Source organism: Nostoc sp. CmiVER01 (assembly GCF_034531135.2).
Classification (GTDB): Bacteria; Cyanobacteriota; Cyanobacteriia; order Cyanobacteriales; family Nostocaceae; genus Nostoc.
The window spans coordinates 67,351-79,434 of record NZ_JAVRBU020000016.1; the positions used below are offsets into that span (position 1 = coordinate 67,351).

General features: G+C 40.1%; 10 protein-coding genes and 1 tRNA gene. 8 read left to right on the plus strand and 3 right to left on the minus strand.

Going from position 1 to position 12,084, the window contains the following annotated elements:
* Positions 1 to 3 precede the first annotated feature (3 nt).
* The gene (locus tag RMZ43_RS26180; protein ID WP_322652584.1) at positions 4 to 852 is read left to right on the plus strand and encodes a M28 family peptidase; all 849 of its coding nucleotides are present in this window, start codon (positions 4 to 6) and stop codon (positions 850 to 852) included.
* Positions 853 to 897: 45 nt separating this feature from the next.
* Here the strand turns inward: RMZ43_RS26180 and RMZ43_RS26185 are convergent, their stop codons facing one another.
* Positions 898 to 1,179, minus strand: coding sequence for a type II toxin-antitoxin system RelE/ParE family toxin (locus RMZ43_RS26185; protein WP_322652583.1), 282 nt, complete (start codon positions 1,177 to 1,179; stop codon positions 898 to 900).
* 18 nt (positions 1,180 to 1,197) lie between these two features.
* Positions 1,198 to 1,428, minus strand: a complete 231-nt coding sequence (locus RMZ43_RS26190; protein ID WP_322648255.1) for an addiction module protein — start codon at positions 1,426 to 1,428, stop codon at positions 1,198 to 1,200.
* A 291-nt stretch (positions 1,429 to 1,719) separates the two neighbouring features.
* Between RMZ43_RS26190 and RMZ43_RS26195 the strand changes: the two genes are divergently transcribed.
* The 3 genes from RMZ43_RS26195 (at position 1,720) to RMZ43_RS26205 (ending at position 7,954) form a co-directional block, all read left to right on the plus strand.
* Positions 1,720 to 3,252 (plus strand): SagB/ThcOx family dehydrogenase, encoded by a 1,533-nt coding sequence (locus tag RMZ43_RS26195; protein ID WP_322652614.1) that lies wholly within the window; start codon positions 1,720 to 1,722, stop codon positions 3,250 to 3,252.
* 372 nt (positions 3,253 to 3,624) lie between these two features.
* Positions 3,625 to 6,420, plus strand: coding sequence for a PAS domain S-box protein (locus RMZ43_RS26200; RefSeq protein WP_322652582.1), 2,796 nt, complete (start codon positions 3,625 to 3,627; stop codon positions 6,418 to 6,420).
* A gap of 10 nt (positions 6,421 to 6,430) precedes the next feature.
* Positions 6,431 to 7,954 (plus strand): hybrid sensor histidine kinase/response regulator, encoded by a 1,524-nt coding sequence (locus RMZ43_RS26205; RefSeq protein ID WP_322652581.1) that lies wholly within the window; start codon positions 6,431 to 6,433, stop codon positions 7,952 to 7,954.
* A gap of 22 nt (positions 7,955 to 7,976) precedes the next feature.
* On the opposite strand, the gene RMZ43_RS26210 is transcribed toward RMZ43_RS26205, so the two are convergent.
* A complete protein-coding gene (locus tag RMZ43_RS26210; RefSeq protein ID WP_322652580.1) occupies positions 7,977 to 8,894 on the minus strand; it encodes a rhodanese-related sulfurtransferase in 918 nt (305 codons plus the stop codon).
* Positions 8,895 to 8,965: 71 nt separating this feature from the next.
* On the opposite strand from RMZ43_RS26210, the gene RMZ43_RS26215 reads away from it, so the two are divergent.
* From RMZ43_RS26215 to RMZ43_RS26230, 4 genes are all read left to right on the plus strand, one after another.
* A tRNA-Ala gene (locus RMZ43_RS26215) sits at positions 8,966 to 9,038 on the plus strand.
* A gap of 216 nt (positions 9,039 to 9,254) precedes the next feature.
* Complete coding sequence (locus RMZ43_RS26220; protein ID WP_322648251.1) at positions 9,255 to 9,698, plus strand: DUF2127 domain-containing protein; 444 nt, start codon at positions 9,255 to 9,257, stop codon at positions 9,696 to 9,698.
* A 385-nt stretch (positions 9,699 to 10,083) separates the two neighbouring features.
* A complete protein-coding gene (locus RMZ43_RS26225; protein WP_322648250.1) occupies positions 10,084 to 10,344 on the plus strand; it encodes a hypothetical protein in 261 nt (86 codons plus the stop codon).
* A gap of 313 nt (positions 10,345 to 10,657) precedes the next feature.
* Entirely contained in the window at positions 10,658 to 12,064 is a 1,407-nt protein-coding gene (locus RMZ43_RS26230; RefSeq protein ID WP_322648249.1) for a lysophospholipid acyltransferase family protein, read from the plus strand.
* The last annotated feature ends 20 nt before the right edge of the window (positions 12,065 to 12,084 follow it).

Consider the following 12,084-nt stretch of genomic DNA (forward strand, 5'->3'; position numbering starts at 1 on the left):
CATTTGAATTTAACAGAGCGATTACAAACTTCCCTGGCTGCGATCGCGCGAGAACGCGATCCTTACATGGCAACGGCTGGACATTTTTTTGTCCAAGAATACATCCGCCAGCAATTTTCCCAATGGGGGAGTGTGGAAATCCACACCTTTGAAGTCAGGGGTAAAGCTTGTAAGAACTTGATATTAAATTTACCCTCCCAAGGGCAACGACAAAAAAAGGATTTGCCACCGATTTTAATTGGCGCTCATTATGATGGCGTTCCGGGAACAGTAGCGGCTGATGATAATGCCACCGGTGTGGCGGTGTTGCTGGAATTAGCCAGAAAGTTTGCTGCCCAAGCTATAAGATATCCTTTAAGGCTAGTTGCTTTCGACATGGAAGAATACGGCTTACTGGGTAGTGCCGATTATGCAGCCTTGTTGCACGAACAAAAGCAACAGCTACGCTTAATGATTTCCCTAGAAATGCTGGGCTATACCGATTCTACGCCTGGTTCCCAAAGTTACCCCCCTCCTTTGGAACGCTTCTACCCAGACAGAGGCGATTTTATTGCTTTAATTGGTAATTTGCGGACATTGCCTGACTTAATTGGCATGAGCCGTAATATTCGCAAAGCTGGCGTACCTAGTCAATGGCTACCTGTGCCGAATCGGGGTTTAATAGTTCCCCAAACCAGACTTAGCGATCATGCCCCTTTTTGGGATTTGGGCTATCCGGCAATGATGGTGACAGATACGGCATTCTTGCGAAATCCCCATTATCACAAAGCTAGTGATGCGATCGCTACTTTAAATTTAGATTTTCTTAGCGGTGTATGTGAAGGGTTGGAAATTGCAATTCGGCGGTTGTGAAAAGTTAAGATAAATTAATAAGTTTATTTTTTGTCCTCTAAAGTATCATTCAACCTGTCGTTTCCTCCAATAATCTGGTCTACGCTTTCCATGAGCTATTGCAACGACCCAAATAAACTCCTCGAACTCTGCGTAGAAGATGAGATAGGGAAAACACTGAAGAACGTGGCGACGCAACTCGGCAATTTTGTACGGCGTTCCTATGCTTGGGTTTTGCTGAATTTTGCCAATAGCCTGCTCCACTTCAGATAATAAATCTAGCCCTAAGCCAGCCTTTTGCCTCTCGTAGTAGGCGACTGAATTATCTAGCTCTGCTCTCAGCTTCACTGTGAATAATGATCTGCTTCACGAGTACTTTTCTCGCAGTTCAGTGAATACCTTGTCTGACAGTTCACCATAAACTGTTCCACTACTAATCTCTTCCATTCTTCTCGTTAACTCAACATCCCAAGCAAATTGCGCGTTATCGTCAAAATCTTGATCTAAAGAGTGGATCAAAAAGTAAGCAAGCTCTGCACGTTCTTGCATAGATAGCTGAGATAGTTCAAGCCTAAGTTTCTGTACTGTCTCGGTCATAGTCTACGATCCTCTTGCGATTAATCAGCATAGAGTTAGTGTTGAATGTGGCAGATTAAGGTCAGCGATTTGCCATGAATCGAAGCGCCACATAATCTTCAATATAAAGGTTTATAGTTCAATACGGTTAAGTTAACGCCTGCCTCCTCAATGCCCAATGCCCCATCGCCCAATCCAGTTGTTACCAATTACCACTTTATGACTATGAGGATTGTACGAATTGACACGAAACAATGAGGCTGAAGAATGCCAAGATCAAAAAAAGGATGCCCCAAGGATATTAAAAGTACTATGCCAGAATTACACCAATCAATTGCCCAGCATTACCACGAACGGACTAAATACAACCCTGAGACTCTCGCCTCCAAAAGTCAGCAGTTAGACTGGGCTAAACAACCAGTGCCTTTCAAAGAGTACAAAATTGGCTATACTTTTGATCTCAAACCCTATATCCAAGAAAAAACAGAGGGATTTGCTAATAACCCAGACGCTCAATGGTGGCAAAGACTTTCACGCCTGCTGTTTCGCAGCTATGGATTGACGGCGAAAATGCCTTCTATGGGTAGCGCGGTGTATTTACGTGCTGCTCCCAGTGCAGGCGGATTATACCCGGCTGAGGTGTATGTGGTTTCTCGTGGTACGGCGTTATTGCCACCTGGTCTATATAACTACCAGTGTCGGACTCATTCTCTCATGCATTATTGGGAAAGTGATGTTTGGCAAAATCTCCAATCAGCTTGTTTCTGGCATCCTTCCCTAGAAAATACTCAACTAGCAATTATTGTGACTGCGGTTTTCTATCGTTCTGCGTGGCGCTATGAAGATCGGGCTTATCGGCGGATTTTTCTAGATACGGGACACCTGTTGGGCAATATCGAGTTAGCTGGTGCGATTACTGACTATCGCCCCCATTTAATCGGCGGTTTTGTGGATGAATCGGTAAACGATCTGCTTTATATTGATCCACAACAAGAAGGTGCGATCGCTGTTTTACCTCTGGCAGATTTGTTAGATGTCAATCAAAATTTACCATTAGGATGTACTGCTTTACCTTCTACCACCGAAACCAGTTATCCCGAAATTCCCGATGGTGAATTGCTGACATATTTCCATCGACACACCCAGATCCAATCAGGTGTAACTGGCAATCTTAATCTACCAGCTATTAAACAAGAAAAATCTTTAGAGGATAAATATAACTTTCCTTTCTGTTTGAAAATTCCTACCACCACTGCGCCTATAGATTGGGGACAAAAGCTATCAGAATTGGAAACCACTATGTATAAGCGACGCTCTACCCGCGCTTATAATGGTGATGATTTAACTTTCGATGAATTAAAGGGTTTACTCGATTTCACTTACCAACCGCAAAATTACATTGACCAAAGTTTAGATATTTCTCCAGATTACTTTGATTTAAATTTAATAGAAACATTTATTGCTGTTTCCGGAGTTCAAGGATTGGATGCAGGTTGTTATTATTACGCACCCAAAGCCCAAGAATTACGCCAAATTCGTTTTAAAAACTTTCGGCGAGAGTTACATTTTCTCTGTTTGGGGCAAGAATTGGGGCGGGATGCAGCAGCAGTGCTTTTCCATACAGCCGATTTAAAAGCTGCGATCGCACAATATGGCGATCGCGTTTACCGTTACTTACATCTGGATGCAGGCCATTTAGGACAACGCTTAAATTTAGCAGCTATACACCTAAATGTAGGCGTTAGTGGTATTGGTGGTTTCTTTGATGACCAAGTAAATGAAGTTTTGGGTATCCCTACTGATGAAGCTGTTCTCTATATCACTACATTGGGACGCCCAAGATAAAAATAATCTGGAGGCGCAAAGAATGCAGAGAGTTTTTCTGTGTTCTTTGCGTATATATACAAGTTATCCTTGCTTAGTGTAAACTATCAAACATACTTTACAGTGCCAGATTCCTATGAAGATTCAAGCAACATATACTTTTTTGGTAAGTCTCTTTAAATACAAATACTTATTTTTTACTTCTAAGTATCAAAGAGCGTAGATGCTGCTCTTAAGGTTTTTTATCGAGAAATTATCAGCTATTCCACATTGAAATTGCAGGCAAATTTAATACATCATAATATTTGCATACTTTACAGAAAATTAATTATATTTTTAGATTACAGCAAATGAAATCTAGTACTAAAAATTAGTTTTTTTACACAACCCCTAATGCTATCTCCAGAGAATGAAAGCCAGCGTTTAGAAGTGCTTAATCAGTATCAAATTTTAGATACACCACCAGAAGAAATTTTTGATGAATTAGCTCAACTAGCTGCTAATCTTTGTGAAACACCAATCGCTCTTATTAGCCTAGTTGATGCAGAACGGGAATGGTTCAAGTCAAAAATTGGGGTAACTATAGCGGAAGTTCCTCGAAGCATTTCTTTTGGTCATTATACTATTTTACAAAACAAAATATTAATCATCCCGGACGCTTTGTTAGATGAACGGTTTGCGACAAATCCCTTTGTAACATCAAATCATTATTTCCGGTTTTATGCAGGTGTTCCTCTAATTACCTCCAACGGCTTTGTATTAGGTAGTCTTTGTGTAATTGATTTTGCACCGCGAAGATTGGGTGTTAAAGAGCAAGTAGCTTTACAGCAGTTAGCTAGACAAGTAATCAGATATTTAGAGTTACATCGGCAAAAAGTTATTGATGATAGTCAAAGGAGTTTTAATCTTTTTTTCTCTAAAAATCCTAACCCAATGTGGGTATATAACCAGAATAATCTGCGATTTTTAGATGTAAATGAAGCTGCTGTTGTCCACTATGGCTACTCACGAGAAGAGTTTTTGCAAATGCGAATAACTGATATTCGCCCTTTAGAAGATGTGCCTATATTCATAGAATATTTAAGAGAAAGGCAGTCTAACTTACATTTTTCTGGACAATGGCAACATCGGCGAAAATCTGGAGAGATTATTGATGTTGAAATTATCACACATAAAATAGACTATGCCAGTTATAACGCTCGGTTGGTTAATATACAAGATATAACAGAACATAAACGAATCAAAAGAAAACTTCAAGAAAGTGAAGCGAGATTTAGAGTCATTTTTGAAGCCATCCCAATTCCATTAATTATTTCGAGCGTATCTAACAATTTGATATTATATGCTAATCCAGAATTCATTAAAAACTTTAGATTTTCAGGAAAAGATTTCATTAATCGAGAAGTTTTAGATTTATACTATAAATCAGCCGATTTCAAGTTACTATTAGAAGCCTTGAATCAACATGACTTTGTTCATAACTATGAACTTCAATTAAAAAGAGCAGATGGAACTTGTTTTTGGGCGATCGCTTCACTGCAATATTTAAATTTTAATAATGAAGCAGCGATTTTAACGGTCTTTTATGATATTACAAAACGCAAAAATTTAGAAACAAAACTTCAAGAGCAAAATAACTTTTTGCAGATAGTTTTTGAAAGTATACCGTTGATGATTGCACTTTTTGATACCAATGGTCAACTTCAATGGGTGAACCAAGAATGGGAAAATGTTTTAGGCTGGAAATTTCAAGACTTCCAAGGTGGCGATGTCCTAGAAGCGCTATATCCAAATCCTGAATATCGACAATATGTAATTAATTTTATTCAGTCTGCACAACGCAACTGGGGTGACTTTAGAACTCAGGTACGAGATGGTCGTTTATTGGATACATCTTGGACTAATGTTAAACTTTCCAACGGTCAAATTATCGGTATTGGGCAAGACATCACAGAACGTAAGCGAACTGAACAGGCTCTCAAAGCCCAAGCAGAGCGAGAGCAATTGATGCGAACTGTTGCTCAACGGATTCGTCAATCATTGAATCTCCAAGATATCCTGAATGCAACAGTTGAAGAAGTGCGAGATTTACTTGGGGTTGATCGAGTGGTAGTTTATCAGTTTGACCCAGAGATGATCGGCACAATTGTGGCGGAATCGGTGGAACCTGGATGGACTGCTTCTTTAGGTGTCCAGATTCATGATACATGTTTTCAAACAGGCGCAGGAGTGGAGTATTATCAAAGACGTAAAAGAGCGATCGCTAATATTTATGAAGCAGGATTAAGTGATTGCCATATTCGCTTGTTAGAACAGTTTGAAGTCAAAGCAAATTTAGTCGTGCCCATCTTACTAGAAGTAAGCTCTCAAAATCTAGGCTCTCACCTTTGGGGTTTACTGATTGCTCACCAATGCTCTGGTTTCCGCCACTGGGAAGAAAATCAATTAGATTTGCTCGATCAATTAACAGTCCAATTAGCGATCGCAATTCAACAATCCAGCATCCTTGAGCAAGCTCAAACTGAACTTGTTCAAAGACAAAAAGCTCAAGTAAAGTTAAAAAATGCCTTGGCTGAAAAAGAAGTTTTATTAAAAGAAGTTCATCATCGAGTCAAAAATAATCTGCAAATTGTCTCCAGTTTATTACAACTCCAGTCTCAAACACTCAAAGATCCAGAAGCCATCAAAGCTCTTCGAGAAAGTCAGAACCGGATTGAGTCAATATCTCTAATCCATAAAAATTTATATACTTCCGCTAACATTGGACAAATTGATGTTGCTGACTATATCGAGAATTTGGCAGCAAGTTTACTATTTTCCTATCAAATATACCCTGGAAAAATCGCTCTAGAAACCGATATAGATTCAGTTAGCTTGAATGCTGACCAAGCTATTGCTTGTGGACTAGTTATTAACGAATTAATCTCCAATGCCCTCAAACACGCTTTTCCTAACCAACAAGCAGGCATAATTAGCATTGCTTTACGTAATGTTGATAATAGTATCGAGATGACTATCCGAGATAATGGGATCGGTTTACCAGATAATTTAGATTGGACAACTACTGATTCTTTGGGACTGTCGTTAGTGTATGACTTGGTTACAGAACAGCTTGAAGGCGACATTACTCTAGAACGCAATCACGGAACAGTATTCAAAATTAAATTCACGCAGTTAACTTTGCATTAGTAAATACCAAATGGGCCAAGCTAGGATTTTAGTCGTTGAAGATGAAGTGATTGTGGCTAGAACTATTGCCAGCCAACTCAGACAACTAGGATACATTGTTACGGGTACAGCTTCATCGGGAAAAGTTGCCATTGCTAAGGCATCGGAAACTCAACCAGAACTTGTATTAATGGATATTATTCTTAAAGGTGAGATAGACGGTATTACTACTGCCGGTCTTATTCGTGAACAGTTAGACGTTCCTGTAATTTTTTTAACCGCTTATGGTGACGATCATACTTTAGAAAGAGCTAAAATTACCCAACCTTTTGGATATATCGTTAAACCCTTTACTATAAAAGATTTAAGAATAGCGATCGAAATCGGTCTTCTAAAACATCAATTAGAGCGTGAACTGCGAGAGAATCGAGATCAGTTAGCAACCCTTTTAAACTCAATGAGTGATGCTGTAATCGCTACAGATGAGCAGGGAATAATAACATTTATGAATCCCGCAGCTGAAGCGTTGACTGGCTGGCAGCAAAAAGATGCTTTAGGAAATGAGGCTGCGAAAATTTTTCATATTGTCGATGAGCTTACAGGAACTACATTAGAAAACCCAGTAACAAAAGTACTGCGGGATCAAGAGGTTGTTTATTTAGGGGAATTCACATCTCTAATTACAAGAGAAGGGAAAAGAGTTCCAATTGGTGATAGTGCTTCACCACTAAAGCGACGACTTGACCAGATAGATGGTGTAGTAATTGTTTTCTGGGATCTTAGCGAACGACGCCAAACAAAATTTCTAGAGCAAGCCTTGGAGAAAGAGCAAGAACTTAATCGTCTCAAGTCCTTATTTATCTCTACCGTATCTCATGAGTTCCGTAATCCTTTAACTGTTATTCAAACAGCAGTAGAACTCATAGAAATGCAAGGAGCAAATTTGACAGATGCGAAAAGAGCCATTTATTTAAAGCGAATTCAAGGTGCTGTGCAATCTCTAGAAAAACTCATGGAAGAAGTCTTGTTTATGGGTCGAGCGGAAGCAGAAAAACTCGTATACAACCCTGCACCAATTAACTTAGAACAATTTTGTCGAGAGTTAATCGAAGATTTTTCTATTGTTGAACATAGGCTGTATGAAATTGTTTTTACTTGTCATAGCGATCGCACCAATGCCGTAATGGATGAAGGACTCTTGCATTACCTGTTTGAAAATCTCCTCTCAAACGCAGTTAAATATTCTCCAGAAGGTGGGAAGATTCAGTTTGATTTAATCTGCGACCCGATTGCTCAAGTAGCAATTTTTCATATTCAAGATCAAGGTATAGGAATTCCTGCACCAGACCAAGCGCGACTTTTTGAGTCATTTTACCGAGCTTCAAATGTTCAATCAATTCAGGGTACAGGATTAGGGTTAGTAATCGTTAAAAGGTGCGTTGATGCTCACAGAGGTCAAATTAGCGTCACAAGTCAAATTGAAATCGGTACTACATTTACAGTAATATTGCCCTTAAATCCTGAATTATCCTTAACTGAAGCTTCTGGATTCTGAATTCTGGATTCTGAATTCTTCTTTAACTTCCATCCCGATTTTTGGAATTAAGAACTTGGGTTTGGTAGTGCCGCCATTTTTCCTGCTGACGCGCTCTTTTTTCATCAGTGAGGCTATCAAAACAATAGGGACAGGAGATACCTTGTTCATACTTTGGAGACACCTGATCTGATTCAGAAATTGGATATCCACAACAGAAGCATCGCTCATGACTTCCTTCCTCCAACCCATGACTGACAGCTATGCGATCGTCAAAGACAAAACATTCCCCTTCCCATAAACTTTCCTGTGCTGGAACTTCCTCTAAATACTTGAGAATACCGCCTTTGAGATGATAGACTTCTGCAAAGCCTTGAGCAAGCATGAAGGATGAAGCTTTTTCACAGCGAATTCCGCCTGTACAAAACAGAGCCACCTTTTTGTGTTTAATTGGGTCGAGATGGCGTAGCACATAATCAGGAAATTCCCGGAATGAGGCAGTTTGAGGATTTTCTGCTCCTTGGAAAGTACCGATATTCACCTCATAATCATTGCGGGTGTCAATCACGGTTACTTCTGGATCGCAAATCAAATCATTCCATTCTTGAGGATTGACATAAGTGCCAACTTGTTCATTTGGGTCAATTTCAGGCAATCCCAAAGTAACAATTTCTTGCTTCAACCGCACCTTCATTCGCTCAAAAGGGGGAGTTTCGGTATAAGACTCTTTGTATTCTAGGTCTGCTAAACGAGGGTCAGTACGCAAAAAGCAGAGAACAGAATCAATCGCCTGACGCGAACCGGCAATTGTACCGTTAATGCCTTCTTGCGCCAGCAAAATTGTCCCCTTCACACCTTGCGTTTGGCAGTAAGACAGCAGAGGCTCTCGCTTCTCGGCAAAATCTGGGAGCTTGACGAATTTATACAGTGCTGCAACAACTTGGATATTTTCTGGCTTCATCCCTTTGGTAATGGAACAATATAAGTTACAATAACAACGGCAACCAAAGTTACCTACTACTTCAATTTTATGGGGGTTTAGCTCAGTTGGTAGAGCGCCTGCTTTGCAAGCAGGATGTCAGCGGTTCGAGTCCGCTAATCTCCATTGGATATAATTTATCTTAATTTGCGATCGCTGCGGTTTTGCTGGCCTACGCACATACAAGTCAATCAAAGTTTGGGTTCTATAGAACTCCGATTGATTGGGTGAAAGAACTCGCCCTCAACTGGAAAAGGCTGATTCCCTACTCCCTGCCTATCGCGCACCACGCAAATAAGTTCAAAAATCAAATAAGATTGCTATATCTATATAGGAGGTTGTTTGAAAAAGCGTCCATTGGGTTTAGTGGCAATTGTTCTTTACAAATCATTTGCCGCATTGTTGCTTATGGTTACTTCGATCGCTTTATTATTGACATTAAAAAATTACCAAGCTCTAGAGGTGTTTTCAGAAAACTATGTTTTAGAAGGTAAATCGATAATTATTGATTGGCTTTTAAAGAAAGTTATCAATTTAAATCCCCGAACCTTGGCATTTAGCGGTATTGGAACAGGAGTCTATGCTATTGTTACTAGTATTGAAGCCGTTGGTTTATGGTACGAAAAGCGTTGGGCACATGTCTTGGTGTTGGGACTTGTGGGTATCAGTATTCCACCAGAGATTTATGAATTAATTCGGGGTATTTCTCCTATAAAAATATTGATTCTTGTATTGAACTTAGCAGTATTGGTCTATTTATTCCGAAATTTTCCTAAACATCCATAGGACTTACGAATTGACAAAAAACATCAAATATGAATCTTAGGCAATGCCAGCAAAGCGTGAGGTGGTTCGTTCAGTGGAGGCGAAAATATTGGGGAATTTTTTTGTTCCCCCTTATCCCCTCTGTATCAAACGTTCTATTGGTAGCTTTGCTTTTAAGTAATAGTAGTATTGGAGTAAACAGAGCGGTATTGGTGATATTGGACAAGTACCTAAAAATTTATTTATCAAAAAAGTAAAATAATATATCTAAAGTCGTACTTAATAATTAGGGTGTTTATGGCTATAATTAGCCTGTTTATGGCAATAATGTGAGTTTGATAACAAGCAGGCTAACATAAACTATTTTTTAGTACGCAATCATTATTCATAAGTACTTAGAGGCATCATGGCTAACCAAATCGAAACAAACCTGTTTGAAGAACTAAGTGATTCTGATTCAATGGCAGTAGTTGGAGGAGCATTTATAGGAAGTGCAGAACAGGGTGCTACTGCTCTAGCAAACGGAACACTCAATGATGGTGTTGGTAGTCAGGCATTTATAATAGGCACAGAACAGGGTGCTACTGCTCTAACAAACGGAACACTGGCTACTCAATCCAATATAGTGCGATATTCTACAGAACAACTAGGTACAAATGGTCAATAGTATTTTAAAATTTCACTATTAAATGTTTGTAAAGCCCCTCCCAAAAAGTTCTGGGAGGGGTTTTATTATGAAACTTTTAAGAATATTTATTCTATAAGGGTTTTACTATTTTCAGTATAAAATATCGTCAAACAAGCAAATAAAGACCCTAACTTAATAATGATTGGGAGAGATACTCTCTACTAATGATCGCACGTAGTTCTATGGTTGGAAAGGTAAATCTGAGGGATGTTTAACAACAAATAGCTACGGGTTGACGCAAAACCAATATCCCACGTTGTACAATCGCTAGAAATACAATCTGGAGAGCGACTTGCCTAGATCGATTCAGTCTACTCAACCACCATTAAAATTCATTCCCCAACGGTTGAACTCGCTGGTACTCCAAATTGTTCGGTGGTTACTGCCGATCGCACTACGGTTCCGCACTCGCCCTTGGCTAACGGCTGGTATTGTGCGTGTTGAAGCCAAGAATGTTGAGGTGTTAGCTGAACTTTATCAACAATTCCAGGCTGGAAAAATTCGCTTTTTGCTGGCATTTCGCCATCCAGAGGTGGAAGATCCCCTGTGTATGCTGTATTTGCTTTCGCGCATTGTGCCACAGGTTGCTCGTCAGAAAGGTATTACACTGCGATCGCTTGTCCACAGCTATTTCCTCTACGATCGCGGTATGACGGTTTGGGCTGGGAAGTGGCTGGGTTGGTTGTTTTCTCGGTTAGGAGGTGTGCCAGTTCATCGCGGTAGACGACTAGATCGCCAAGCTATTCAAACTGCACGGGAGTTGTTTACTAATGGTGAACTACCGATCGCAGTAGCACCAGAAGGCGGTACTAATGGTCATAGTGGTATTGTTAGCCCCTTAGAACCTGGTGTTGCTCAAATGGGGTTCTGGTGTGTAGAAGACTTGCAAAAAGCTAATCGGACTGAGACTGTAATTATTGTGCCGATCGCTATCCAATATCGCTACGTTGAACCACCTTGGTCTAAACTGGATTGGCTCTTAAGTAAGTTAGAAGCTGATAGTGGTTTGCCGCCAATGGAAATTGAGCAAGGCGATGGCAAAGAAATTTACTATCAACGCCTCTGTAGATTGGCAGAATATCTGATTACCGAGATGGAAGAATTTTATCGTCGCTTCTATCATCAAGACATCCCAAAAACCATCTCAACTGATGAATCTGCTAGTCCGAATCAGGTATTAATTGCTCGGCTTCATCGCTTGCTAGATAAGGCTTTACAAGTTGCCGAACAATATTTTGGAGTTCAAGCACAGGGAAATCCCATTGATCGCTGTCGCCGCTTGGAAGAGGCTGGCTGGAATTACATTTATCGGGAAGATTTGCCAGATATCAATGCTTTACCACCCTTTAAACGCGGCTTGGCAGACTGGATTGCTCAAGAAGCAGACTTGCGAATGCGCCACATGCGGATAGTGGAAAGTTTTGTTGCTGTTACAGCTACTTATATTCAGGAACAACCGACGGCAGAACGGTTTGCAGAAACAGCTTTGCTTGTATACGATATGCTTTCTAGAATTCAGGATACAACACTTCCGGGGCGACCTCGGTTAGGTTTGCGAGAGACACAAATAACTGTAGGGGAGCCAATTTCAGTAACCGAACGCTGGAAAAATTGTCAGGGCGATCGCTTGGCGGCTAGACAAGGTGTGAGCGATTTGACAAAAGATTTGCAAATTGCTTTAGAGAAGATGATTGGTTGAAGAAGAATTCAGAAGTCAGA